This is a genomic window from candidate division KSB1 bacterium, assembly GCA_016214895.1.
Lineage (GTDB): Bacteria > Electryoneota > RPQS01 > RPQS01 > RPQS01 > JACRMR01.
The window spans coordinates 1-24,962 of the sequence record JACRMR010000008.1 but is presented as its reverse complement, the minus strand read 5'-3'; the positions used below and the strand labels follow the sequence as shown (position 1 = coordinate 24,962).

23 protein-coding genes are annotated in these 24,962 nt (G+C 60.8%); 2 read left to right on the top strand and 21 right to left on the bottom strand.

From position 1 onward, the window contains the following. Positions 1 to 3 precede the first annotated feature (3 nt). The 18 genes from HZB60_04765 to HZB60_04680 form a co-directional block, all read right to left on the bottom strand. Positions 4 to 534: an OmpH family outer membrane protein gene (locus HZB60_04765; GenBank protein ID MBI5059079.1), complete on the bottom strand. Its 531-nt coding sequence runs from the start codon at positions 532 to 534 to the stop codon at positions 4 to 6. Positions 535 to 564: 30 nt separating this feature from the next. Next, a complete protein-coding gene (gene bamA / locus HZB60_04760) occupies positions 565 to 2,892 on the bottom strand; it encodes an outer membrane protein assembly factor BamA (GenBank protein MBI5059078.1) in 2,328 nt (775 codons plus the stop codon). 6 nt (positions 2,893 to 2,898) lie between these two features. Then, a complete protein-coding gene (locus HZB60_04755) occupies positions 2,899 to 7,041 on the bottom strand; it encodes a translocation/assembly module TamB domain-containing protein (protein MBI5059077.1) in 4,143 nt (1,380 codons plus the stop codon). A gap of 6 nt (positions 7,042 to 7,047) precedes the next feature. Further along, positions 7,048 to 7,731, bottom strand: coding sequence for an FAD-binding oxidoreductase (locus tag HZB60_04750; protein ID MBI5059076.1), 684 nt, complete (start codon positions 7,729 to 7,731; stop codon positions 7,048 to 7,050). Continuing rightward, entirely contained in the window at positions 7,728 to 8,462 is a 735-nt protein-coding gene (locus tag HZB60_04745) for an isoprenyl transferase (GenBank protein ID MBI5059075.1), read from the bottom strand. Before HZB60_04745 ends, HZB60_04750 begins: the two co-directional genes overlap by 4 nt. Before the next feature lie 31 nt (positions 8,463 to 8,493). Next, the gene (locus HZB60_04740; protein MBI5059074.1) at positions 8,494 to 9,714 is read right to left on the bottom strand and encodes a hypothetical protein; all 1,221 of its coding nucleotides are present in this window, start codon (positions 9,712 to 9,714) and stop codon (positions 8,494 to 8,496) included. Between the two features lie 2 nt (positions 9,715 to 9,716). Next, entirely contained in the window at positions 9,717 to 10,748 is a 1,032-nt protein-coding gene (gene mtnA, locus HZB60_04735; protein ID MBI5059073.1) for an S-methyl-5-thioribose-1-phosphate isomerase, read from the bottom strand. After that, on the bottom strand, positions 10,745 to 11,713 hold the full coding sequence (locus HZB60_04730; protein ID MBI5059072.1) for a sugar kinase: 969 nt from the start codon (positions 11,711 to 11,713) through the stop codon (positions 10,745 to 10,747). Before HZB60_04730 ends, mtnA begins: the two co-directional genes overlap by 4 nt. 1 nt (position 11,714) lies before the next feature. Beyond that, positions 11,715 to 13,355, bottom strand: a complete 1,641-nt coding sequence (locus HZB60_04725) for an arginine--tRNA ligase (protein ID MBI5059071.1) — start codon at positions 13,353 to 13,355, stop codon at positions 11,715 to 11,717. Then, on the bottom strand, positions 13,352 to 13,918 hold the full coding sequence (gene rsfS, locus HZB60_04720) for a ribosome silencing factor (GenBank protein ID MBI5059070.1): 567 nt from the start codon (positions 13,916 to 13,918) through the stop codon (positions 13,352 to 13,354). The genes HZB60_04725 and rsfS overlap by 4 nt, the downstream gene beginning before the upstream one ends. Positions 13,919 to 13,932: 14 nt before the next feature. Continuing rightward, positions 13,933 to 14,487: a LytR C-terminal domain-containing protein gene (locus tag HZB60_04715; protein MBI5059069.1), complete on the bottom strand. Its 555-nt coding sequence runs from the start codon at positions 14,485 to 14,487 to the stop codon at positions 13,933 to 13,935. 182 nt (positions 14,488 to 14,669) lie between these two features. Next, a complete protein-coding gene (locus tag HZB60_04710) occupies positions 14,670 to 15,185 on the bottom strand; it encodes a hypothetical protein (protein ID MBI5059068.1) in 516 nt (171 codons plus the stop codon). Positions 15,186 to 15,256: 71 nt separating this feature from the next. Continuing rightward, positions 15,257 to 15,976 carry an NTP transferase domain-containing protein gene (locus tag HZB60_04705; GenBank protein ID MBI5059067.1) on the bottom strand — a complete coding sequence of 240 codons (720 nt, stop codon included), beginning with the start codon at positions 15,974 to 15,976 and terminating at the stop codon, positions 15,257 to 15,259. A 69-nt stretch (positions 15,977 to 16,045) separates the two neighbouring features. Next, positions 16,046 to 16,897, bottom strand: a complete 852-nt coding sequence (locus HZB60_04700; protein ID MBI5059066.1) for a pantoate--beta-alanine ligase — start codon at positions 16,895 to 16,897, stop codon at positions 16,046 to 16,048. Further along, on the bottom strand, positions 16,894 to 17,733 hold the full coding sequence (panB, locus tag HZB60_04695; GenBank protein MBI5059065.1) for a 3-methyl-2-oxobutanoate hydroxymethyltransferase: 840 nt from the start codon (positions 17,731 to 17,733) through the stop codon (positions 16,894 to 16,896). Before panB ends, HZB60_04700 begins: the two co-directional genes overlap by 4 nt. Then, positions 17,726 to 18,919, bottom strand: coding sequence for a tRNA 2-thiouridine(34) synthase MnmA (gene mnmA / locus HZB60_04690; GenBank protein ID MBI5059064.1), 1,194 nt, complete (start codon positions 18,917 to 18,919; stop codon positions 17,726 to 17,728). Before mnmA ends, panB begins: the two co-directional genes overlap by 8 nt. Beyond that, a complete protein-coding gene (locus tag HZB60_04685) occupies positions 18,916 to 19,797 on the bottom strand; it encodes a hypothetical protein (GenBank protein ID MBI5059063.1) in 882 nt (293 codons plus the stop codon). The genes mnmA and HZB60_04685 overlap by 4 nt, the downstream gene beginning before the upstream one ends. Next, complete coding sequence (locus HZB60_04680) at positions 19,794 to 20,951, bottom strand: cysteine desulfurase (GenBank protein ID MBI5059062.1); 1,158 nt, start codon at positions 20,949 to 20,951, stop codon at positions 19,794 to 19,796. The genes HZB60_04685 and HZB60_04680 overlap by 4 nt, the downstream gene beginning before the upstream one ends. Positions 20,952 to 21,062: 111 nt before the next feature. On the opposite strand from HZB60_04680, the gene HZB60_04675 reads away from it, so the two are divergent. After that, positions 21,063 to 22,487, top strand: coding sequence for a hypothetical protein (locus HZB60_04675; protein MBI5059061.1), 1,425 nt, complete (start codon positions 21,063 to 21,065; stop codon positions 22,485 to 22,487). Here the strand turns inward: HZB60_04675 and rdgB are convergent. The 3 genes from rdgB to HZB60_04660 are packed head-to-tail and all read right to left on the bottom strand — an operon-like array spanning position 22,484 to position 23,608. After that, positions 22,484 to 23,092: an RdgB/HAM1 family non-canonical purine NTP pyrophosphatase gene (gene rdgB, locus HZB60_04670; GenBank protein MBI5059060.1), complete on the bottom strand. Its 609-nt coding sequence runs from the start codon at positions 23,090 to 23,092 to the stop codon at positions 22,484 to 22,486. The genes HZB60_04675 and rdgB overlap by 4 nt on opposite strands. Next, positions 23,085 to 23,270 carry a hypothetical protein gene (locus HZB60_04665; GenBank protein ID MBI5059059.1) on the bottom strand — a complete coding sequence of 62 codons (186 nt, stop codon included), beginning with the start codon at positions 23,268 to 23,270 and terminating at the stop codon, positions 23,085 to 23,087. The genes rdgB and HZB60_04665 overlap by 8 nt, the downstream gene beginning before the upstream one ends. A gap of 59 nt (positions 23,271 to 23,329) precedes the next feature. Next, on the bottom strand, positions 23,330 to 23,608 hold the full coding sequence (locus HZB60_04660; GenBank protein MBI5059058.1) for a hypothetical protein: 279 nt from the start codon (positions 23,606 to 23,608) through the stop codon (positions 23,330 to 23,332). A 332-nt stretch (positions 23,609 to 23,940) separates the two neighbouring features. Between HZB60_04660 and HZB60_04655 the strand changes: the two genes are divergently transcribed. Beyond that, the gene (locus tag HZB60_04655; GenBank protein ID MBI5059057.1) at positions 23,941 to 24,876 is read left to right on the top strand and encodes a VCBS repeat-containing protein; all 936 of its coding nucleotides are present in this window, start codon (positions 23,941 to 23,943) and stop codon (positions 24,874 to 24,876) included. Positions 24,877 to 24,962 lie beyond the last annotated feature (86 nt).

Genomic DNA, 24,962 nt, shown 5'->3' with positions numbered 1-24,962 from the left:
GGACTACTCTTTCTTCAGCTCGTCGAGCACTTTGTCGGTCAGGTCGTACTCGGGCTGAGCGTACACGATATTCGCATTGACGGCATCGAACACGAAGTCGTAGTTCTCCGCCTGGCTGACTTTTTCGATCGCCGTGTTGATCCGGTCCAGCACCGGCTTCGACAGCTCAAGATTGCGCGTGTAGAGCTTCCCGCCCTCGCCCCACGTTTCCTTGCGGAAGGCATCCAGCTCTTCTTGCTTCCCCCGCAACCGGCCTTCCCGGTCGCGACGCGCTTCGTCGGACAACAACAGGCTCTGACTCTTCAGATCTTCCATCATGTCCGTGACAATCTTCTCCAGCGCCTGCGCCTGCGTGATATACTGCCGCTCTTCCTCCTGCAACTTCTGCTTGGCCGCGCGAAAATCTTCGCTGGCCTCGAGGATCCGATCCGAGTCCACATAGCCGATCTTCTGTTCCTTCGCCTGCACCGGACCCTGCGCGATCGCGCATACCACCGCCAGCGCCAGGCCGATCGTTCGGAGCTTAACGTTCATATTCCTGCCTGTATCTCCATGTTGGGTGAATCAGAATCCGCGGCCAAATTGAAAATGCGGAACCCAGTCCGTGTATCGCAACCCGCGCGCGTCCGTGTAATCGAGCCCCAGTCCGTAGTCCAATCCGATCATCCCGATGAACGGCATGAACAACCGAACCCCCAACCCGACCGAGCGTTTCAAGTCCGTCGGATTCGTCTCCTCGAAGCTGCGCCAGACGTTCCCGGCTTCCGCAAACGAGAGTACGAAAATCGTCGGATTCCGCACAATCGGATATCGCAACTCAAACGATTGCTTGAACATCGTCTTCCCGCCAACCGCGTAGCCGCCCGATTGCGGACCTACTTCGCGTTCGTCGTAGCCGCGCAATCCGGTTCCCAGTGACAGGCCCGCGCCGCCCATGAAGAAATAATCGAAGTACGGGATGTCGTGAAGATCCCGCGTCAAGCCGTCCAGCGCACCCAGTTCATTCGTCGAGGCCAACGTCAGGGACCCCGCCACCGGCAGATACCAGGTGTTCGTCACCTGCGCCTTCGCATACTGATCGTCACCTTGCAGCGGCCCGCCCGTCAGCTCCGTTTCCAAAGTATTCACGGACCCGGACGACGGAAATTCCGGATCGTTTCGGCTGTCCCGCGTAACAATCTGCGTCAAGCTCGAACTGATCCGCGGTACGTCTTCCTGCAGATCTCGCGGATTGCTGATCTGGAAGGCATCCGTGAAATTCGAGTACTTCGTGCGGTCCAGACGGTAGATGTAATCCAACCGGAAATAGTCGTCCGGCCAGCGCAAACGCCGCCCCACGCGCATCGTCCCGCCGACGATATCCTCGTCAAAACCGTAATAGCTGCCCCCGCGATGCGTGTCAAAAAACGAGACTCCCACCAGCGTCTTCGTGTTGCGGAACCACGGCTCCGTGAAACTGATCGAGAATGAACGATAGATCTTGCCGAAATTCCAGTCCAGCGCGAACTGCTGCCCGCTGCCGAACAGATTGTTCATCTGAAACCCGACCGAACCGATGAACCCATCCCGCTGGCTGTAGCCCGCCGACGCGTTCGCCTGATCCGTCGATTTCTCCTCGACCTTCAGATACAAGTCAACCTGATTATCGCTGATGGGCTGAACATCCGGAGTCGCATTGGCGAAGTAATTCAGAATCGTCACTTCCCGGATCGACCGCTGCAACTTCGTCACGTCAAACGTCTCGCCGGGAAACAATACCAGCTCCCGCCGGATTACCTTCTCCTTGGTCTTCGTGTTGCCCTCGATGTGCACGCGGTTCACCTTGAACTCCGCGCCTTCGACAACCTCCAGACCGACATCCACGAGGTTCCCCTCGCGCACCTTCTCCGCCGGCGTGACGCTCGCGTAGATATAGCCCTTCTCGTAGTACTTGTTGCCCACGTCCGCCAGACTCTGCTGAAACTTCGTGCCGTTGTACAGATCCCCGCTCGCCACGCGCAGCCGGGACCCCAAATCCTCCGTGGTGAACAGCTTGTTGCCCGCCCAGGTAAACAACCCGTACTTGTAGAGCTGCCCTTCGCTCACCTGAAAGACCACGGTCAGCCAGCGTCGGTTCTCGCTGTAAATCACCGAGTCGCCGACGACCTCCGCGTCACGGAATCCCCGGCTCCGGTAGAACTCTTCGATCAAGCGCTTGTCTTCATCAACCTTTTCCGGCTTGAATTCACCGGAGCGAAGCAGCGTCTTGCGCTTGATGCCCTTCAGCTTGCCCCGCAACGTCTTGCTGCTCACGGCCGCGTTGCCGACGAAACTGACTTTCTGAATCTTGACCTTGGCACCTTCCGCGATGTTGAGGCTGACGATCTGCCGGCCCGTGGCCTCGGACGTATAGCTGTTGACCTCGACACTCGCCATCAGGTAGCCTTTGTCGGCATACTTGGCGAGCAACCGATTCTTCAACCGCACCAAATCTTTCGGCTGCACGACTTGACCAGGCGACAACTGGATGAGGCTGTTAAAATCCTCGCCTTTCAGCTTCTTGTTGCCCTTGATGTCGGTCTTTTCCAGCCGCGGGTATTCCTTCACCCGGACGACGAAATAGACGCCGGCTTCAATCTCACGCTCCTCCAGAATCTGCACATCACTGAACAAATTCAGTTTCCAGAGCTGATGAATGGCCGCCTGTATATCGTCGCCGGTAACTTCCTGACCAATCGACAGGCCCGAATGCGCGCGAATCAAACCCGCGTCCGTGGTGCTATTGCCCTCCACCGATATACCCAGCACCTTTACTCGATCCTGACCGAAGGCCGCCGCGGCCATCAGGCTCAGTCCCATCAGCGCGATGACCGTAATCAACGCCAACGAATTCCGTGCACGCACGATCGTCATGTACTACTATGGCTCCAGAACGAATGAATACTTCAGTGAGACCGACTCGTCTCGTTTGCGCTCCGCCTCATCGTACTCCACGGCCAGGTCCAGCACCAGATCACGCGACAACGGCTTGATGCGATACTCGATATTCCAGAAGTGCACCAGCCCGAGCCGCCCCGCCTCGAATCCGCGTTGAGCCTCCGCCAGCTCACCGGTATAGGTAAACAACACGTCGCTCGTCAGGTACTTCCCCACCGAAACCTGCGACCCCGTGAAAAACCTGACCGCGCCCGCCTGGCTCAATGAATCTACTCGTTCGTTGGTCGGCACCAACTGACGCGTGATCGACGTCCGTTGCCCGCCGCCCGGACTCAAGGCAACCTCGTCGAGCCAGGTCCACTTTTCCAGCTTGCGCTCAATCGGATCCAGCCATTGCCGACCCAACGCGCGGGTGATCGTCGTCGCCACCAACTGCTCCGCCTTGCCCTGCGCGCCCGTGGCGGTGTAACCCAGGTAGCTCAGCGCCTGCTCCGGAGTCTCTCCCGCGCCCCCCTCCAGCACAAAGGTGATCTTGTCCAGTCGCCCTCGCGGAGACCGGGATTGCGACTCCGTGTCGATCTGATACATGGTCAGGTACACGGGCACGCGCCGCGACACGCTGTCCACGCCATCGGTGAAGGCGCGCCCTTCCAGAACCGGCATGATGTCCGTCGCATCGAAGTCCGCGCTCGCGTAATCGATCTGAAAAGTCTGATCGAGATAATCCACTCGACCACGCCGCGTCTGTAACTGACCTTCGACATAAAAGGTCGATGAATCAATGCTCTGCCGTACGATCAATGGCGAGGCCGTCGGTTCCACGATCGCATCAATCGTGAGATGATCGAAATAATCCGCCAGACTGCTCAACAACGCCGATCCCCGCAGCGGAGCGAAAATGTCCGAATCCTTCAGATTCGTGAGCTCGACGTCGTAGTGGTTCCCCTCGCCGACGTTCAGGGTCAAGTCCCAGGTCGCTTCCCGCAGGCGATCGAACAGCCAGCGCGCCACCGGTCGTCTCGCGCCCGAGCCTGACGGCAAAAACGGAAAGGTCAAGCGGCCGTTCCGCAGGTCCGCATCGCCCGTGATCAGCAAATGTGTCGGCGACTGCGCCGAAATTGTCAGCGGCTGGCCGATCCCGGCACCGGTCGTCAACGTTCCCACCCAGTCAGGCTTCATGAACCCGGGAAGCGTCACGGGGATGCCGGTCTCCCCCGTGTGAAACTCGATGATTCCGAGATTCAGATGGGGCCGCGGAATGATCAGTGAGCCGAGCGGACGTCCGCCACTCACCACTCGCGGTTCCGACAGATCCACCGTCAACCACGAATCACCGGTGGCCAACTGGATCTGTCCTTCGACCGTCTGCAACGAATCCACCACGAGTTCGACGGCGATATTCACCGGATCCGGTGTGGCGTCAACATAGCTGAAACGACCATTCTCCACGGTCAGTTCAGCCCCCTGAAACTCGGGATGCTCAAGCGTGCCGCCAATGTCGAGCCGCAGCCGCGAGTCGCTGCCCTCCGTGTGAAACGTGCGATCAACCTGATCCACCAGATCGAGAAAGTCGCCGCTCCCTTCGAGATGAGCGCTCAGCGTGCGCGCACCGACAAGTTCCGCCTCCGCTGCGCCGCTGAATGTATAGACATCCCGCTTCGAAAAAGCTAGCTGCGAGATGCGCAGCACGCGGCTACCGTCGGATGCTGCGCCGGACCAGATCCGGCCGCCAAATCGGTCAACCCACAACTCGCCCAATAGCTCGCCCGCTGCTACCGATACGTCGGCCGTCACCGTGGGACTGCGCGAGCGCCCGGAGACCGTTACTTGCGCGTCAAGCTCCCCGGAAATCAGATTTCTGCGGCCGGACAACGCCAGCACGAAATCTTCCGCGCGCGCCGCGCTTGCGCCCGCCACAATCGCGACGGTATCTTGCGCAAAATCCAGGTACCCGGAGGCCTGAATGATCCCGCGGATGTCGCGACCCAACTCAAAACGGTCGATCGTTATCCGATGCAGGTCCCCGTGACCGTCCGCATTGAACCAGTACCCCGGGACCTTGAGAATTTCGCCGTCAATCAGCGACAAACTCGCCGCCCATTCCGGATTGTCCAGCGCTCCCGTTACGCGGACTACGCCGGTCAACGTGCCGTTCAGACCGACACGGTCCATGAACGTCGTCCGCAGCGGAAACTTTTCGTACGGCAAGAACTGGATATCGGCCTGCATCCCGATCGTTCGATCGCGAAAGTTCGCACCTCCGGCCAGCGAACCGACTTCATCAATGAAGCACTGCACGATCCGCAGTTCGGGATCGTTATACTCCACTTCCGCTCTGCCCGCGAAGGGACTGCCGTCCCCGGAATGCCCGGACCACGCGCCGCTGAACCGATAGTGATCCGGCATCGTGCTCCGGTAGCCGCCGTTGAAATCGATGTCCCGCGCCAACATCGATAGCAGCCCGCGACTCACGCTGTCGAGAGTCGCCGTGAGCTGCACCGAGCCACCGCTGGCATCGCCCTGAAACCTCGCCTCCGCAGAGTGCAGATTCATCAGCCAGACCGGCGGCTTCTGAAACAGCGCCGCCATCACCGGTCTTGTGTCAATAAGTGAGGCCGCGTAAACCGAGTTCGAAGGGATCAGGTTGACGGTACCCAAGGCGGAACCGGATTCGTCTTGCAGAACCGCCGCAAATGCACCCTCATGATAGCTCGAACTCGCGCGCAACAACACGTTGCCGCTCGCGTCCTTTGCAAAGAGCATCAGATTGGGTGACTTCAGCGTTCCCGAGCCTGCGCATTCCACCGAACGGACGGCCACCTCCGTCCCAAGAACTTTCGTCGTATCCCTCAGCGATTGCTCAACAACGAACGCGATCGGATTGCCGTTTTCCAGACCCAGCCTGCCGTCCGCCCGGACGGTTCCGAGCGGGCTCATGGCGTGTAAGTCCTCGATCGCCAGGTCGTCACGACGGATTCGGCCACGCCCCCGCAGCTGTTCCAACCGGTAATCGGAAATCAGCACACTGTCGGCACGGAACTCGAATTGCGCCGAGGCATCGCGCAACCGCCCGGCCGCTTCAAGTTCAATCGCCCGGGACGTGACCGATCCGCTATCCGCACTGAGCTCCGCTCGGATGGTAAACGCTCCCGCGCCAAGGCAGGCCAGGCGCGCCGCCAATTCAATGCTCGCGGGTCCCGCCCCTACCGTCAGCGGCTCCACCGTCAGTGTGTCACGGGCGAACCGGGCCACCAACGGACCCGCCGAAAGCGTTCTATCAAATACCACTCCGCGCAGGCTGTCGATGTGAATCTCACCTGAAATCCGCAAGGTGGAGTCCTCGCCCTCCGCATGAATCGCCACAAAACCGCCGCCTGACGTCAGGTCGATTCGATTGCCGGCAATCAGCGGAAGTTCGCCATTCGGCACGGCAATGCGCGCGTCGATCACGCATTCAGGCTTCGAAGCATCCAATTCGCCCATCACCGAAAACCGGCAGCCGGCCCTCGGCGCATAGTTGCCGACCGCTGACAGCCGCTGCATGCCTTCCATCGTCCGCTGAACCGAACCGTCAATGGCCGTGACCGCGTCCACGGTATCCCTGTCAAAGAGCAATCGCACCGCACCGTCATGAAACTCGACGCCGCTCAAACTGTCCAATCTTCCGAAAAACTCATAGACCGCCGACGGAACCCGAATGTCACCGAACCAGCGACCCGTACTGTCCGCCGAACGGCTCCCGGTCGCCGATATCGATAGCTCGGGTCGCTCGATCCACAAGCGGGTCGCGGCGAGTTCGTAGGCGCGCGGATTCAAAAGTGCCCGCAGCAGACTGACCGAAAGCCGGGCCTCCGCGATCCGCAGTTCGGAACCGAGCGAGTCCAATGGGATGCGCGCATCCCTGACCGAAATCTCCCGCCAATTCACGGAGACCGCGGCGACGCACGCGCCGGTTCCCCATTGCGTCGCCAGTAACTCGTTCGCCTTGCGAGTTAGACCCGCCTCGATGCTAACGAGCGGAACGTGCAGAGGAAACAACCACAGCCCCCAGATCAGGAGACCGCTGCCCGCCACCATCACCCCCGCGGCGATGATCGCGAATCGAAGCGCTCGGCGCCGCCGCATCGAATGCTACCAGGCGAAAACGCCGTCGGGATCGAACAGCGGACAAAGGTCCGCGCGCAGCACCGCCGCATCGCGATTCGGAGCCATCGTCCGGGAGTGACGCTGTTCCGCGGGGGACGCGGCGACGTCCATCGTCCCCGTCGCAAGCCGCACCGCCACCACGATTCCCAGCCGCCCGCCCGCTCCCATCACCAGCGGCGCGAGCGCCGGCTGCGAGCCGTTGCCCTGACCGATCCCCCGCAACACGACCAACTCGCCCCGCGAATTCATCAACTCGATTGCCCGCAATCTACCGCCCAGGGCTTCGCGCACCGCGAAACTCGCGGGCGATGCGGAATCCGAAAGCAAACCACCCATGGTCCGCCGGGGAGCGACCCCGCCGTCAGAGCCTAATAGATCCGCCGACACTCCCGCGCCTACGCGCAGCTCGTGGGCCGACAACAGCTCCGTCGCCGCGAATCCGTACATCATCACAGCCAGCACGTTCTCGCGCTCGAGCGCAAATGTGCTCTCGAACGAACTCCCCGTCCCCAACACGAGGATTCGCAGCCGCTCGTCACGCGCATACCTCACGATGTCGCTCAGTAACTCCACGGTCCGCGGAGCCACGACCGGCCACGGCTCGGTCTGCCGCAACGCGGCACCGGCCAGCTCGGCCAGCCGCAATGTGTGCTCAACCAGCGTACTCATCGGTTTATGGCCTCATCAACATCGCCGAATCTGCGCTTGCGCCGACCGAATTCTTCGATGGCGGCGACCAAATTCGCCCGCCGAAACTCCGGCCAGAGCTCGTCCGTCACCACGATTTCAGCGTATGCGCATTGCCAGAGCAGGAAGTTCGACAACCGCAGCTCGCCCGACGTCCTGATCAATAGATCCGGTTCCGGGAGCCCCGCGGTGTACAGGTACTGCTCGAATTCCTGCTCGGTAATCTCTTTCCGCCCGCTGCGCAGCACCGCACGCACGGCATCGATAATCTCCTGCCGCGATCCGTAGGAAAGCGCGAGATTGAGAATCAACCCACTATTCTTGGAGAGCCGCGCCACGGCAGACTCCAATGCCTGCCGCGTTGGATACGCCAGCTCGTTGACCCGCCCGATGATCCGCAGTCGCACATTGCTCTTGTCGAGGCTCTCGACTTCCTGGCGAACTGTATTGAGTAACAGATCCATCAAGGCGTCGATCTCAAACTTGGGTCGCCGCCAGTTCTCATTCGAAAACGTGTATAGCGTGAGCACCTCGACCCCAAGCTCGCCGCAGGCCTCCACGATGTCCCGCACCGACCGCACACCCTCGCGATGACCGTCCGCCCGCTTGAGACCGCGCGCCTTCGCCCAACGGCCATTGCCGTCCATGATGATAGCAATGTGCCGCGGCACTTTCAGGCAAGCCCGCAATTCCGACAGTGGCTGCGCACTCATCAGCGGTTCGGCTTCCAGTTCCGGCGATGCCCTACGGCTGCGGAAACGATCGACCCTTCTCCACCATCTTGCGCCCCTCCGCGTTCTGACCCAGGCGGATCAGCGCGATGCCATAGTTGACCCAGCCCGGCCCAAACTCCGGAGCGACTTCGGTCACGGCTTTGAACGTGTCCCGCGCCTGCTCCATGTTCGCAAAGCTGCCCCCTTCGAGGTAGATCACGCCCCTGGCGAACAACACGTCCTTGTCCTTGGGTTCCTTCTGCAAGTACTCCGCGAACGAATTCATCGCCGCGGCCGTATCCCCGAGTTGCAGATGGAACTGCCCCATGTAGTAGAGAATGACCGGATCATCGGTCTTCTTACGGGCGTCGTCCAACGCGGCGACCGCCTGCTTCTTGTACTCCGTGCGCTCGGCCTCGGACTTCGTGGTATCGACGGAAAGCCGCGCCAACGCAAAAGCCTTGTACTGAACGGCGTCCAGACTTTCCGGATCCCTCGCCCGAATCTCGTCGGCGATCTTCACCGTTTCCACATAATTCTGCAAATCATAATTGTTCTGCAGCAGATGTTGACGAATTACTTTCAGCGCCTGCTGATAGTTCTCGGCATCCTTCTTCTGCATGTCCGATTCCTGAATCAGGCGCAAGGCATCACGCCACGAATCATTCGCCGGTCCGATCTTGTCCTGCTTCTCCAGCACCTGCGCTTTCTGCCCGTGAGCATTCCACTTCGCGGGTAACAGCATGATCGCCATGTCGAGCTTGTCGAGGGCCACGCCCAGCGCCTGCTGCCCCGCCGCATCGATCTCCGACGGCGCCTTGCCCACATACGGCGAGTCGATCGTCACCGCCGAAAAGTAAAAATCGTTCCACCGCTGATTGACAAACTCATCGAGCTTCTTCTTGAATTTCTTGAGCGTCTTCTCGTCCGCGGGAGTCTTGACTTCCTGCGCGCGCTTGAAATCCGCGATCATGCGGGCATAGAGCTCCTTCGGCACGTCCGGAACGTCGCCCGCAACCTGCTGCGCGATATCCGCGCGCGTGGAGTCGCCCGCCAGCTCGCCCATGAACGCGCCGCGCTCAAAATAGACTTCCAAGTTATCCGGCTCCGCGGCGGCGGCCTTGTTGTAGAACTCCGCCGCCTTCAGCAATTCGCCCTGCTTTTTGTACAACCGCGCGCTCGTCAAATCGACGCCCGCGTAACCCGCGACACTCAGCGCCGTCAGCGCGAATAGCAGTGTAATCGTCCTCATGGTCAACCTCGATCGGCTCCCTCAGTTGCGTTGAACCTCGACCGCCGCGTAAACGGCGGACTCCATATCCCCTCTGCCGTCACAAAACTCGTTACCAACCGCCCCGGCGTCACATCAAAGGCCGGATTCCAAACCCGGTATCCGCGGACCCGATCCAGCCCGGGCGTGATGCCCGTCACTTCCCCGGAGTCCCGCTCCTCGATCGTGATGGCCGTACCACTCCGGAGCGAAAAGTCAAACGTGCTGTGCGGCGCGACGACGTGAAACGGAATCTGGTGGGCGTGGGCCAGCAGGGCGATTGAGAGCGTGCCGATCTTGTTCGACGTGTCGCCGTTGCGCGCGATGCGATCCGCGCCCACGAGCACGCGATCCACCTGTCCCTGACTCATCAGGGCGGCCGCCATGTTGTCACAAATCAAGGTCACCGGAATTCCGGCGCGCGCACATTCCCAGACGGTCAGGCGAGCCCCTTGTCCTACCGGTCGCGTTTCGCACGCCACGACCTCGCTCACTCGCTTCGCCGCGTAGGCCGTCTTGATGACGCCCAACGCCGTTCCGATGCCCCCGGTCGCGAGCGCACCCGTATTGCAGTACGTCAGCACGCGCTCGCGCCGCTTGAACAACGTCAGTCCGGCGGCCGCCATGAGCTCGCAATCCAGTTCGTCGTTGGCATGAATCAACAGCGCGGCGTCCAGCGTCGACGTCGGCAAGTCATGCGCCTGCTCAACCGCGGCCCGCATCTGCGCGAGAGCGGAAAACAGGTTGAACCCGGTGGGTCGCGTCCGCGCCAGGCGCTTGATCGCGCCATTCACGCTGCGGCGCGTCGCCCCGCGTTCGCGCGACGCGAGCGCCACGCCGTAGGCCGCCGCGACGCCGATCGCCGGCGCCCCGCGCACGGCCAACGTCTCGATCGCACGGGCCACTGTCTCCGCATCGCGCGCGCGAATCCACTTGATCGCTCCCGGCAACGCGCGCTGATCCAAGATCCAGAGCGAGTCGCGACTCCACTGCAAATGCCTAAGCGGATCTCTCATGGGATCGCGCAGAGTTTGACGAAGGCCTTGTACCGGGCATTTAGTTCGCGCATCGTCTTCGTCCGCAACCCATCCGGACCGAAGCCCTCGACGTAGAACGACCCCACGACGCTCCCCCAGCCCATCGACCGCGCAATCTGCTTTTCGTTCAACGCACCCTGTTGCGCCAAATAACCGAGCACGCCCCCGGCATAGGCGTCGCCCGCGCCCGTCGGATCGACAATCTCCCGCACCGGATACGTATTCGACAAGAACAGCGTGTGCTCGCCCACAAAGAAACTGCCGTGCTCGCCCTTCTTGACGATCACCCACTTCGGCCCCAGCTTGCGCAAGGCCTCCGCGCCTTTGAACAAATTGTGCTCACCGGTCAACCAGCGCACTTCGTCGTCATTGGCAATAAACAGGTCCGACTGCTTGAGCACTTTGAGCAGATCCTTGCGCGCCACATCGATCCATAACTGAAACGTGTCAATCGCCACCAACTTGGGCCGCTCCACCTGCCGCAACACCGCCAGCTGCAAGTCCGGATTGATCGCCGCGAGAAACAGGATCTTCGGCCGCAAAAAATGCTCCGGCAACTCCGGCCGAAAATCCGCGAACACGCCCAGCTCCGTGCGAATCGTCTCGCGTTTCAGAAAATGTTCGAGATATCGCCCTTCCCATAGAAAACTCTCGCCCGCCGCGACGTGAATCCCGCTCAAATCAGCCCTGCGCTTGCGCAAGAAGTCCAGCGCCGCGTGCGGAAAATCCTCCCCCACAACTCCCACAATTCCGACCCGCGCAAAAAACGAAGCCGCGTTCGCAAAATGCGTGGCCGCGCCGCCCAGCACCCTGTCCGTTGACGCATACGGCGTGTGAATGATATCCTGCGCCACGCTGCCGACCACCACCAGGTCCGGCGTGACCGCGCTCGGCGCGACGGGCCGCGCCGCGGCCGGCGACCTCTTCGGGTTCGTTGTGCTCAAACTACATTTCCTTCGGGGCGCTCACTCCGCACAGCGACAGACCGCGGGCCAGCGCGATTTGCGTCGCGCGACAGAGAGCGAGTCGCGCGGTTTGAAGTTCCGCGGGCGTCGTCAGCACGCGGCAATTGTGGTAAAACTTGTGAAACTGCGTCGCCACCTCCCGCAGCCAAACGGTCATGGCATGCGGATCACGCGCGTTCGTGCAATCCCGGACCGCCTGCGGCAGCTCGCGCAGCCGGCGCAGCAGATCCAGCTCCTCCGGCAACGTCAAGATCGAGAGTTCGACGTCCGCGCCCGGCGCGTCAACATTCCCCTTCCGAAAGATCGACTCGATCCGCGCATGCGCATATTGAACGTAATAGACCGGATTCTCATCCGATTGTTTCTTGGCCAGTTCAATATCAAAATCCAGCGGCGTCGTGGTCCGGCGCAATAAGAAGAAATAGCGCGCGGAGTCCACGCCCACTTCATCCAGCAGCTCCGACATCTCAATCAGCCGGCCCGCGCGCTTGGACATCTTGACCGGCTCGCCGTCCCGCAGCAACGTCACGTATTGCAGCAAGTGCACTTCCAGCCGCCGCGGGTCCCGGCCCAGCGCCGCCATTCCCGCCTTCATTTTTGTCAGGTAGGAGTGATGATCCGGTCCGAGAATATCAATGATAACGTCGTAGCCGCGGTCATACTTGTCCAGATGATAGGCGAGGTCCGGCAGGAAATACGTCGGCCGGCCATCCGACGTCACGACCACCCAGTCCTGGCCGTCGCCGTACTCCGAGGTGCGCACATACGTCGCACCGTCCCGCTCGAAAACCGCTCCGCGCGTCTTTAATTGCCCAAGCGCCGCCCATTCCAGCCGCGCTTCGCGCAGGGCGTTCTCATGAAACCAGCGATCAAAGCGGACGCGGAACTTCGCCATGGTTGCCTGATGCGACTCGACGAAATGCTCGACCGCCCGCCGGCCCAGTTGTAGCGACGCTTCCTCGGCCGGGAGCGCGCGAAACTGCTCGCCCTGAGTCGCCGCAATCTCCTCCGCCAACTCGGTCACATACTCCCCGTGATAGCCGCCTTCAGGAATCTCCAGCGGATTGCCGAACTTCGATTCGTAGCGCGCGCGAACCGACTCGCCCAGCAGCCTGACTTGATTCCCCCCGTCGTTCACGTAGAACTCGGCATCGCAGCCGGCCTGCCGCGCACGAAACATCCGGCACAGCGTGTCCCCGACTGCCGCCGCGCGCGCGCTCACCACATTCAAGGGCCCCGATGGATTCGCGCTCACGAATTCGATCAGGACGCGCTGCCCCGCCAGGTCGTCCGTAACGCCGAACTGCTCCGGATTCGACAGCGCGTCACGCGCGATCGTGTGCAGATACTCCGGCGCCAGTGTGAAATTGATAAATCCCGGCCCGGCAATTTCCACACGCGAGATGAGTGCGGCGTCAACGTCAAGTTTCGCGGTCAGGGCTTCCGCGATCACCCGTGGCGCTTTCCCCAACACTTTCGCGCTCACCAGCGCCGCGCTGGTCGCGAGATCGCCGTGAGCCGCGTCGCGCGGTTTCTCCAGGACTACCTGCGGATCCGCCACCCCGAGTTCAATCAGCGCGGCCTGCAAAGCCGCCTCAAGATGCTGCTCGGGACGTTTCACGAAGACTTCTTCTTCGCGGGCTTCGTGGACTTCGCCGCCGGCTTGCGCACGGGCGCGGACTTCGACTTTGGCTTCGGCTTCGGTGCGTTCTTCACGGCAGGCTTCGCCGCCCGTTTGGTCGCGCTCGCCGCCCGTTTAGTCGTGCTCCCCGATTTGGCCGGAGCCGCTTTCGCCCGCGGCTTTGCCTTTGGTGGCGCCTTGCCATCCTTGTCCTTCACCACGCGCAGGTCGGCGTCGCTCCACAAGTCTTCCAGCCGGTAGTACTCCCGAAAGGCCGGCCTGAACACATGCACGACCACATCCACGTAATCCAGCAGCACCCAATTCAGGGACTGCCGACCCTCGCGGTGCAACAACTTGTCCCCCGTCCGCTGCTTGACTTCGTCCTGAATGTGATCCGCTATCGCCCGCACGTGCTGATCGACTTCGCCCGTGCAGATCACGAAGAAATCCGTCAGCGCATCCAGCTTCCGCAAATCCAGAATCGCAACATCGATCGCCTTCTTCTCCAGAGCGGCGGCGGCGATGAAGTCTGCCAATACCTTCGAATTCTTAGCGCCCAGTGATCAGCCCTCCCTCATCGGCCGGCGGCCAATTCGTAGTTGCGGTAATCCCGCCCCAGAATCAGCGTCACGTCGATGTCCACCATCGCGGAGTTTAGTTCATGTTTGACCAACGACCGGGGCAGCCTGACCGAGTCCGCCAGAATCAAGCCCAACGAATCCGCACCGCTGCGATCGATCAGCTCGCACTCCCGCGTGTCCCGCTGCCCGGAATTCCCGACTTCGCGAATATCAAACCCCATCGCCCGCAAGCGGGGCGATACCCGCCGCGCCAGACCCTTCTCGGTCGTGCCGTTCAACAACTGAATCCGCACCGGTCGCGTGACCAGCGGCCGGCGCTCGGGCTGAATCGCCGCTCGCGTAGCGGTCGTGTCAGTCCGCGGCTCCGCACTCGAATCGATCACGGCGGCGGAAACTTCGACGTCTCCCGAATCCGCCGCGCTCATCGTCCGAATCGAGTCCCCGGCGATCTCATTGGACACGTTCCGCGTCGCGCGCGTGGTGTCCGGAGACGACCAATCAAACCAGAAATACGCCAGCAGCACGGCAATCGCTGAAAGCACTACCACACTCGGAAGCCGCCACCCGCCGGCGGTCAACTTCGCGGAAATTCTGGTCCGACGGGATTGCGGAGTGGGGGGAAGAAAGTAGCGACGCGTCACTTGCCGTTAGGAAACAAAAGACCGAGATTGGCTCTCGGTCCGGCGCACTCAGAGCAACAATTACTCAACTGTGACATTCGCCCCTGTCATCAGGGGCGCCACGGATCAAAGTACCTGCCGTAGGGATCCCAACCGTAGTTGCCGGATGGACTATAGCCGCCGTAACGGCTGAAACTGCCATACGGCGACATGTTCTGATAGGCCGAAAGCGAGATCAAGTAGTTCTTCCCCGGCCGCCAATTCAGATCCGCTCCGCCGACAAATGAAGTCCCGTTCGTCGCCGGATTCCATTCCGACGGGCCGGAAGGCTGGAACTGGTACCCGAGGTGCGTCGTCAAGGACAGCGGCCGCGATAGCTGATAGTCAATCCGGTTCATGTACAATCCGCGAGATCCGGAAAGCCCGCCGCCATTGTAGTAGCCCATGGACAGTGACTGCGACATGTGCATCCGCGACGGGTCCAACAGGCCGCGCAATGCCTTGGAAGGCGTCGCCGTCCGCAAATACTCCCCCGTATCCCCGCCCGGAGTCGTCCCTCGCCACTGGCCCAAGCCACTTGAAACCAGCAGCCCAAGTCCCAGAATCGCCGTCAGCAGTATTCGCATCGCTCTCCTCCAGTCCCTGTCCGTATCAGAAATGAAAATTAACCTTTTAGACCGAGAATGTCAAGCTGGACTCACCCGTCACTACGACCTCGGTGGTACTCCTCCGCCGCCGCCAATTCCGCCGGAGTGTTGATGCCGCAGATCTCCTTGAACGTCGCAAGCTGCTCGGCGCGGACCAGCCGCCCTGCGCTCCGCAGAATCGAAATGATGTCCGTGAGGTAGTATTCGCCCTTCGAATTGCTGGCCCGGACCCGCGAAAGGGCCAGAAACAACTGCTCTGAATCGCAACAATAAATCCCGGAATTAATCTCTGATACCCGTCTCTGCTCATCTGTCGCCTCGCGATGCTCGATGATCCCGACGAACTCGCCTCGCTCGTTCCGCAGAATCCGACCGTAGCCGGTGGGGTCTTCAGCCACCGTGGTTAGCACGGTTACTGCCGCACCCTGCTCGCGATGCGCCTTTACCAGCCGCCTCAAGGTCTCGGCTCGCAGCAACGGCACGTCACCGGAGAGGATAACGACCTCTCCGCCAAAACCCTTCATCGTGTCCTTAGCCTGAAGTACCGCATGCCCCGTGCCCAAAGGCGGATCCTGGACCACGTATTCTAAGCTTTTATCTATTAAAGTTTTAACTACTTGGTCTCGACCGTGACCAACAATCAAGATTACCCGGTCCGGCCCCAGCTGCCGTGCCGTCTCGATCACACGCTCAATCAGCGCCTTTCCGCCCACTCGATGCAGCACCTTCGGCAAGTCGCTCTCCATGCGCGTGCCCTTGCCGGCTGCCATGATGATTATCGCCAGCAGTCGCCACCCCCCTGCGCTATGTACTTCCGGCTGACTCCCGCAGTTCCGGAATTAGTTGCCAAATCCATATTTATCATTGTCAATCAGTCGCACCGGGCCCAATTTGACCGCGATGATCAACCGCCCGGTTTCTTGGATAGGGTTAGCCGAGGCAAACGCCGCTTCGCTCACAACCGTCGCATACTGCGTCTCCAGCCCGCCGACGGTCGCGAGTTCTTGCTGCATCACGTGTTCGATTCCGGGCAAGGAACGCTCGCCGCCCGCTATCGCGCGTTTACCCGCCGCGAGCGCACGCCAAAGCACGCCCGCTCGCTCCCGCTCCGCCTGCTTGAGATAGACATTGCGCGAAGACTTCGCCAATCCATCGGCTTCGCGCACGGTCTCGACCTCCACGACCTCCAATGGAAATCGGAGTTCGGCCACCATGCGCCGCACAAGAAATAGCTGTTGTGCGTCCTTTTGCCCGAACAGCGCGACGTCAGGCTGTGTTTGGTGGAACAGCTTCGCTACGACCGTCAGCACGCCGCGAAAATGATGTGGACGAATCGCCCCCTCAAACTGAGTGGACAGAACGCCCGGATCGACCGTGGTCGTTTCAGCGCGCCCGTACATCTCGCCCGGCTCCGGCAGCCATACGAGGTCCACGCCTTCACGCTCGAGCAATTCCAGGTCGCGCTCCGGCGTGCGCGGATATCGCTCGTAATCCTCCCCCGGCCCAAACTGCGTCGGATTGACAAAGATAGAAACGATGACCCGGTCAGCCCTTGCTCGCGCCGCCTGTACCAGCGCCAGGTGCCCTTCATGCAGTGCACCCATCGTCGGGACCAAACCGGTCGATTCACGCAAACGCTTGTACTCCGTGATGCGCGGACTCAACTCGGCGAGCGTGCGGCAAACGATCATTGTTTCCGCGGAACCTGCGCTTCGTAGCTTTCCGCCGCCGAGGGGAACGAACCGTCACGCACGTCGTTCACCCAGCCCGACACCGCCTCCCGCACGAGTCTCGCGCCCTGCATATACTGCCGCACGAACTTCGGCTTGAACTGCTCGAGCATTCCCAACAGATCATAGTTCACCAACACCTGCCCGTCACAATCGGGACCTGAACCGATTCCAATCGTCGGGATCTTGAGTGCTTTGCTCACCCGTCCCGCTAACGACCCCGGTATCTTCTCCAGCACAATCGAGAAGCAGCCGGCGGCTTCCAAATCGCGCGCATCCGCCAACAGCTTGTCGGCCTCCTCACTGGTCTGCGCGCGCAGCCCGTAACCGCCAAACACATTAATCATCTGCGGCGTCAACCCGAGGTGCCCCATGATCGGAATGCCGCAGTCCACGAGGCGGCGGATCGTCGGCAACAGGTAGCCCGCGCCCTCCAGTTTCACCGCCTGCGCGCCGCCCTCCTTCAGAAAGCGCACCGCGTTCTTCACGGTCTCGTCCGTCGATACCTGAAAACTCCCGAACGGCATGTCCGCGACGATCATCACGCGCGAAGTCCCGCGCGAAACGCAGCGCGTCAGAAACAGCATCGCGTCAAGCGTCATCGGTATCGTCGTCGAATGTCCGGCGATTACATTGCCCGCGCTATCGCCCACGAGCAGAAAGTCCACGCCCGACTCCTCTTCGATCGCGGCGAACACCGCATCGTAAGCCGTCAACCCGACGATCTTACGGCCTTCTTCCTTGCAGCGAACCAATTGCGGTGCCGTTACGCGCGGGAATGATCCGGTCTTACTCATGGGCTAATCCTCCCTCGGCGGAGACCGCGTCTCCGCGGGTTGCACCCCGACTGACTTCCAGCAGTACTCCCCCACCCAGCAGCTCGTCGCCGCGATAAAACACCGCCGACTGACCGGGTGTGACCGCCCGAACCGGACGCGCAAATTCGATCCGCGCCCGGCCCCCGGCGAGCGGCATCACCCGCGCCGCGTGACCGCCGTCGCGATAGCGGACCTTCGCCTCGCACTCGAGGGCCTGATTCGGCTCACCGATCGAAATCCAATTCACGTCCTCCACGATCGCGGAATCGCTGAAGCAGTGCTCCTCGTCATCCACATACACGCGATTCTCGTCCACGTCAATGCGGGTCACATACAACGGCCGCCCGTGTGCAATTCCCAGGCCCTTGCGCTGACCGACGGTGAAATTCGAGACGCCGCCGTGGCGCCCAAGCACGATCCCATCCGGTCCCACGATTTCGCCAGGCGCAATCACCGCCAGCGCTTGCGCGAAATTGTCTCCGAGAAACCGGCGGTAATCGTTGTCAGGAACAAAGCAGATATCCTGGCTCTCCGGCTTGTCCGCCGTTGCCAGCCCGTGCTCACTCGCGATCCGCCGCACCTCCCGCTTCGGTAAGTCCCCCAGCGGAAACAGGGTGCGCGCAAGACTCTCCTGCGACAGCCCCCACAGCGCGTAGGACTGATCCTTTTCCAGATGCCGCGCCCGGAACAACCGGCTCCGCTCGCCGCCCCGCACGACTCGCGCATAGTGGCCCGTGGCCAGATAGTCACAGCCCAACTTCCTCGAGCGCTCCAGGAGCGTCTGCCACTTCACGAACGTATTGCAACGCACGCAGGGATTCGGCGTGCGCCCGGAGAGATACTCGCGCGCGAAGTTCTGCACGACCGACCCATGAAACTCGTCCGACAGATTCAACACATAGTGCCGGAATCCCAACCGCTCCGCGACTTGCGCCGCGTCCCGCGCCATGGTGATCGAGCAGCACCCCGACGCGCGATTCAGCGACAGCTCCCCGCCCTTCGCGTCCGTCCAGAGATGCATCGTCAGACCCACGACCTCAAAGCCGCGCTCAACGAGTAGCGACGCCGCGACCGAACTATCCACGCCTCCGGACATGGCAACGCCAACCACCGATCCGCGCGGAATCGCGTCTGCCCAATCGTGAATGGTGCCGTCGTTGCTCATTCCGGTTTCATTCGCAGCGTTTGCGCCTTGATGGCTTCAAGCGATGGCGGCGCCGGAGGTGCCGCGGCGGGCGCAACCGTGGAATCCGCGCGCGGTCCCAGCAACCAATCGACCGATTCCGTGAGCATCGCAACGGGCATGGCTGACGTCGCGCGGCGCTTGTCGCAGACCGGCAGATTGCCCGCCGTTTGCACCCAATTGGCCAGTGCTCCGTCTGCCGCGGAACCCGGTGTTACCACCAGCAGCCGCTCGCGAACGCTCTGAGTCCCCCAGCGGGCCGCCGCACTCAGGCCGCGGCTCGCCGTGATTTCCAACGGCAAGTGCAAGATCGCGCCCGCCACCTCATCCGCTTCCAGACTCGCGACCGGCAACGCAAAGAGACTTCCCCGGTCCCAGCCGCCGAGAAAGACACGGTTGGTGTCAATCGTAAAATGCTCGTCGAGATATTGCAGGCAAAGCTGCGCCGCATTGTACACAGACCGCTCGTCCCGCGTGGCACCGCCGAAGCAGCTATCGACGTTGAGGGCGAGAATCGCCAGTTCATTCGCGCGCTCCACCTGGCCAAGTACCGCCGGGAAGTCCGCTGGGCCCGGATTGGAATACAAGAGCAGCAGCGCCGGCAGCTTGCCGTCGGATACCGGCACACGGTAGTGGGCGAAACAGGTCAGGCCGCGCTCACCCGTCAAATCCAACTTGTAGCGCGCCGCCACCTTGTCCCGACCGAGAAACTGGGCATTGTGTTTCACCAGGCGGTCGCGTTTGCGCGTGACTGCTTGCGGATCAAACCGCTGCATCGATTGCATCGTCGTCAGCAAGATCACCAAGCCGGCGACCAGCACGAGCGCTGCCATCGCGAGATAGATCATCCGACGTTTCATCGCAACCCCGCCGGCGCGGTTTGGCGCTGCCGGTCCACTACGTCCGGCAGTACCGCCATCAACGCGTCCACGTCCGACAACCGATTGAACCGGCCAAACGAGAACCGCAGTGACGCCTGAGCCACACGGACGTCCAACCCGATCCCCAGCAACACATGCGATGCTCCTAGTGCACCGGCGCTGCACGCGCTCCCCGTCGAAACACAGAACCCCTTGCGGTCGAGCGCGATCAGCAGCGCTTCCCCTTCGCAGCCAAGAAACGAGATGTTCACGATGCCCGGCGCGCGCGACGTCCGCGAGCCATTAATCCGTACCTCAGGAATCTGCTCCAGAATGAGTGCTTCGAGCCGATCCCGCAGCACGGCAATCTCGCGCATTTCCTGCTCCAGTGCTGCGCCGCTCAGCTCCGCCGCGCGGCCAAACCCCACAATCCCCGGTAAATTCTCGGTTCCCGGCCGCCACGCGCGCTCCTGACCGCCGCCAATCTGCCGCGGCGAAATTCTCGTGCCCCGCTTGACGAGCAGCGCACCCACGCCCTTGGGACCGTAGATCTTGTGACTCGATATACTCATAAGATCGGCATTCAATGCGCGAAACGACAATGGGATCTTTCCGTAACTCTGGACCGCGTCCGTGTGGAACGTTACGTCGCGTTCCCGGCAAGCCGCGCCGATGTCCGCCACCGGCAACAGCGTTCCCAACTCGTTATTCACCTGCATGACGGACACCATCGCCGTCCGCGCCGTAATCGCCCCCGCCACCTGCTCCGCCGTGACCATCCCCTCATGATCCGGCGCCAGAATCGTCACCGCTCCGCCGCGCTCCTGCCACCACTTCGCGACGTCCACTACCGCGTGATGCTCCGTCGCCACCGTGACCAGATGATTGCGCCGCTCCCGCCAGACATCCAACGTTCCCAGCAGGGCCCAGTTATCCGCTTCGGTCCCGCCCGACGTGAAATGCACCTCGTCCAATTCACATCCGGCGAGTTTGGCGACCTGCACCCGGGCCTGATCCAGTGCCCGCCGCGCATCGGCTCCCCGCGAGTGCGCGCTGGACGGATTCCCCCACGCGGAACTCAGACACTCCCGCACGGCCTCCACGACCGCCGGATCCGGCTGCGTCGTCGCGGCATTGTCAAGATAGATCGGCATACGGCTCAATGTCCCTCAAAACCTCGCAATTCGCTTTCGAGTCCGGTTGACTTTTCCCGTCGAATGAGTTAGATTTGACCATCCGACCTTCTCAATCGGCGGAACCCCTCCATGACCACTCGCTTCGCCATATTCCTGCTGCTGCTTTTCACGGGGAATTGCCTTGCTCAGTCAACCCGCGATCCCGCCTTCGACCCGCCGCCCGCCGGCGAGGGCAAAGCCGGGAAGGTGCGATGGAACGGCAGCATCGGCCTCGTCATCATCAACGGCAAAGTCTATCAGCAATTCGGCCTCCGACCCGACATCCCGTTCGGCAAATGGGGTGTCGGCCTCGACCTTACGGTTCGCATGGACGCCGATGGCAAGATCAAGGAAGATGAGTGGGACGAGCCGGCCGATGCCATCGAAAAGATCTACTATGTCCGGTACGGTCAACCCGGCGACCCGTTCCACATCCGGATCGGCGCCCTGGATCAAGTCACGCTCGGCTACGGCATTGTGATGCGGCGGTATGCCAACACGATTCAGTATCCCGAGATCAAGCGCGTCGGCGTTTACACCGAGGGCGGCGTCGGTCGGTTCGGCTGGCAGGGTATGATCAACAGCTTGCGTGAACTCGATGAGCCGGGTTTGCTCGCCACCCGTTGGTCCTACGAAACGGGATTCAAGGGACTGACGCTGGGAGCGACGGCTGCGGCCGACGGCAATCAGTTCGCGGGGTTGCTGGATGAAGACGACGACGGCGTGCCCAATCGTCTTGACCGCTATCCCGACGTGAATGATTTCCGTCGCCGCCAGGATATTCTCAACTTGCTCTCCCCCGCGCAGATCGACTCGCTCGTGCGGTGGGGGCTGATGGCCGATCCGCGCCGCATGCCCGTGAACTATGCTGACCAGACCGAGAGTGTATTCGAATTCGGACTTGACGCGGGACTGCCGATCTACGCCAAGTCGCCGTTCTCACTCTGGCTTTACGCGCAAGCGGCCACGATTCTCGACTACGGCTATGGCTGGGCATTTCCCGGCATGAGATTTGTCTGGGGGCCGGTCGAGCTGGGCGCCGAATATCGCCACTATGACAAGGAGTTTGTGGGCGACTATTTCAATTTTGTTTACGAACTCGAGCGCGCGCGGCTGGTCGGCGATTCGCTGTACCTCCCCAAGTCCGACGGGCTGCGCGATCTGAGTCCGGCCAGCGGATATTATGCCGACGCGTTACTCAACATCTCATCGATCGGCTACGTTTACTCGTGGTATGTCGATATGCGCGGCACGGATTACGAGAACGGCAAGACGCTCTACGGCGAGGCCGGAGTCACACCGCCGCCGATGACGCGCTTTCAGAAGATCGCCAGCTACTACATGCAGCCGAACGTGCGCGAAGTCCTGAAACGGACAACCGACGGCACGATCATGGGGGTGAAGCTCTACTTTGCGATCGCGCAGAATGTCAGCCTCGTCTATGATCATCGCCTCACCTACGAGAACGGCGAAGCGCTTCGCACGATCCGCCTCGAAACCATGGTCACGTTCTAAGGCTTGCCGGTCAGCCACAGCAGGAGTTCAACCACGCGGATGAGTGCATGGCCGCGATGGGAGACCGCGTTCTTCTCGCCCACGCTGAGTTCCGCGAGTGTCTCGCCGTTGGCGAGTTCGAACACCGGATCATAGCCGAAGCCGCCGCTGCCGCGGAAGTCGCGCAGGATGGTTCCGCCCACTACTCCTTCCACGCAATGTAGCCCGTCGTGGGTTCGCAGGCACATGACCGTGCGGAATCGCGCCTGCCGCTTACCGTCCGGAACGTCGCGCAGCTCGGCGATGAGCTTGCGGCAATTGCTCTCGTAGGTTGCTCCTGGGCCAGAATAGCGCGCGGCATATACACCCGGTGCGCCGTTCAATGCGTCCACCTCGAGTCCGGTATCGTCGGCGAGCGTCCAGGCGTTCACCTGCGCAGCGACTTCGGTCGCTTTTTTGATGGCGTTGCCGTAAAGATCAGGGCGATCTTCGACTACCTCCGAAACAAAAGCAAAATCCGCCAGACTCAAGACGTTCAGCGGCAATCCCTGAAGCGCTTCCTGAATCTCGCGGAGCTTGTCGCGGTTCCTCGTCGCCACGACGAGGGAACGAGAGGGACTATCCAAAAACCTCGCTCTGGTTCTTGGCGGTGATTTTGACCGTTTTGGTCGTGATCCGCAGGCCGCCACTGACCTGATTGAAGGACCGGACCTTCACGATTTGCAGCACATCCTCACCCTCGTGGTGATGACCCGCCGCCTTCGCCTTCTTAGACTTGTCAGCAAATGTTTGTTTCTTTGCCATTTAGTGGTTCCTCGGGGGTTATCGTAAGCCATCAAATATAAGAAGATCGCGTGGGAAAGTCAAGGAGAAGTGCTACCGGCTCGTTGCTTGATCGGAATCGCGCCGTCGGGGACGTGGTTGAAGTAGTCAGGGCTGAACTCGAACGCGTAGGCGGGCACGCCGTCAAACAGAGGCATGGTCTCATGGAGCATGCCCGCATCGTAGAAGTAGCGGTTGCCTTCCGGACACAGGTTGTGGGAGAGACCGGCCTTGATGACCATGACCTCCCACTTGCGCCCGGTTTGATCGCCTGCCAGAATCCAGGCTTCCGAAATCCGTCTGAACCTGATGCGGTGCATGCCCAAAACATACAGCCCACACCGCTCTACGTCAAGCCCTTGATAAACAAACCTCTACAAGGTTCGCACGAAAGTTTGTGGATGTTTCTGAGAGGCGGCTGCGAGATGCAGTAGACAAAGCGGACAAGTTGAGTCTTATTTGATACTAATTTCGACGGACAGACTCAATTTGACTTTGTCGAGTCATTTACATAAATTCATTGCAACATTCGACATACTTCTCTGCCTCTGGCGGCCGTCAGAGGTTCAGACAGCCAAGAAGCGCGAGTTCTTCCTGCCCGGATCTTCTGACCATGCAGCGAGGGATTCGCGTCTTTAGTTTTGGAAACATCATGACAAAAATCATCATTCCCATCGTTTTTCTTTTTGCCTGCATCTCGTTTGCGCAGCCTTATCAGCCCCATGTTATTTGGGACAGAAGCGGGGAAACGGATAGCTCGTCATACGGATACAAGATTCTGCCCTTGGGCGATCAGAACAATGACGGCTTTGCAGACTGGGCCGTATTCGCGCAAGGAAACGGTACCTGGCTCGGCACGCAACGGCCTTACCTGGAGTTCTTTCACGGAAACATTACTCCGGATACTGTGCCCTATGATGCCTACCGTGCAGATACGACGCTTTACAGACACAATTGGTTCGCTTTTCCTTGCGGGGATGTGAACGGGGATGGGTATCAGGATTGGCTCATCCGTCAATGGCAACAAAGCCAACCTCCCAATTACACTATCTTTATTTTTTATGGGGGACCGAATGCGGACAATGTTCCTGATATCGTGTTGTCAGTTCCAGTTGGCAGCAGCTTTTATCAAGTCGGTGACTTCAACGGCGATGGCTACGATGATCTATACTGGTCGCACAATGATGCGAGTATTAGAGTTTATTACGGCGGAAGCCCAATGGACACGACTGTGGACTGGTATCTTCATGAACCTCCGCCGGGAATCAACAGCAGCTTTCCTTACGCCATCGGCGATTTCAACGGGGATGGGGCCTCGGACTTCATGTGTTTCAACATGAACAACGGCAATCTCGCGGTCTTTTTAGGAGGCGCGAATCCAGACACGATACCGGCTTATTTCTGGAGCAACATGAGTCGGCCCACCACCGGAGTTGACAGTTTGAATGGAGACGGCGCGGATGAATTCGTGCGTGGGACACCGGTTCACTTTGGCCGGCCGGTTCTTTCGCCCGTTCCCGACATCATCCTGAATACTAGTGTAGTGTCTCACTCAGATTGCAACTTATCGAGGGCGGCGCGGGCGTGACGGAACTTGGTAATGATGTCGTCGGCGGTTGCGGCCCAGCGAAACGGGGTTGGGTTGTCATTGTGCTGTTCCACCGCTGACATAAT

What these genes read in the sequence shown, in the direction of transcription:
- HZB60_04740 (MBI5059074.1), bottom strand. Translation starts at nt 9,714, where the DNA reads ATGAGGACGATTACACTGCTATTCGCGCTGACGGCGCTGAGTGTCGCG.
- HZB60_04705 (MBI5059067.1), bottom strand. Translation starts at nt 15,976, where the DNA reads ATGGCAGCCGGCAAGGGCACGCGCATGGAGAGCGACTTGCCGAAGGTG.
- HZB60_04750 (MBI5059076.1), bottom strand. Translation starts at nt 7,731, where the DNA reads ATGAGTACGCTGGTTGAGCACACATTGCGGCTGGCCGAGCTGGCCGGT.
- HZB60_04685 (MBI5059063.1), bottom strand. Translation starts at nt 19,797, where the DNA reads ATGAAACGTCGGATGATCTATCTCGCGATGGCAGCGCTCGTGCTGGTC.
- HZB60_04665 (MBI5059059.1), bottom strand. Translation starts at nt 23,270, where the DNA reads ATGGCAAAGAAACAAACATTTGCTGACAAGTCTAAGAAGGCGAAGGCG.
- HZB60_04765 (MBI5059079.1), bottom strand. Translation starts at nt 534, where the DNA reads ATGAACGTTAAGCTCCGAACGATCGGCCTGGCGCTGGCGGTGGTATGC.
- HZB60_04675 (MBI5059061.1), top strand. Translation starts at nt 21,063, where the DNA reads ATGACCACTCGCTTCGCCATATTCCTGCTGCTGCTTTTCACGGGGAAT.
- HZB60_04710 (MBI5059068.1), bottom strand. Translation starts at nt 15,185, where the DNA reads ATGCGAATACTGCTGACGGCGATTCTGGGACTTGGGCTGCTGGTTTCA.
- HZB60_04655 (MBI5059057.1), top strand. Translation starts at nt 23,941, where the DNA reads ATGACAAAAATCATCATTCCCATCGTTTTTCTTTTTGCCTGCATCTCG.
- HZB60_04660 (MBI5059058.1), bottom strand. Translation starts at nt 23,608, where the DNA reads ATGCACCGCATCAGGTTCAGACGGATTTCGGAAGCCTGGATTCTGGCA.
- HZB60_04755 (MBI5059077.1), bottom strand. Translation starts at nt 7,041, where the DNA reads ATGCGGCGGCGCCGAGCGCTTCGATTCGCGATCATCGCCGCGGGGGTG.
- panB (MBI5059065.1), bottom strand. Translation starts at nt 17,733, where the DNA reads ATGAGTAAGACCGGATCATTCCCGCGCGTAACGGCACCGCAATTGGTT.
- HZB60_04745 (MBI5059075.1), bottom strand. Translation starts at nt 8,462, where the DNA reads ATGAGTGCGCAGCCACTGTCGGAATTGCGGGCTTGCCTGAAAGTGCCG.
- bamA (MBI5059078.1), bottom strand. Translation starts at nt 2,892, where the DNA reads ATGACGATCGTGCGTGCACGGAATTCGTTGGCGTTGATTACGGTCATC.
- mnmA (MBI5059064.1), bottom strand. Translation starts at nt 18,919, where the DNA reads ATGAGCAACGACGGCACCATTCACGATTGGGCAGACGCGATTCCGCGC.
- mtnA (MBI5059073.1), bottom strand. Translation starts at nt 10,748, where the DNA reads ATGAGAGATCCGCTTAGGCATTTGCAGTGGAGTCGCGACTCGCTCTGG.
- HZB60_04700 (MBI5059066.1), bottom strand. Translation starts at nt 16,897, where the DNA reads ATGATCGTTTGCCGCACGCTCGCCGAGTTGAGTCCGCGCATCACGGAG.
- HZB60_04680 (MBI5059062.1), bottom strand. Translation starts at nt 20,951, where the DNA reads ATGCCGATCTATCTTGACAATGCCGCGACGACGCAGCCGGATCCGGCG.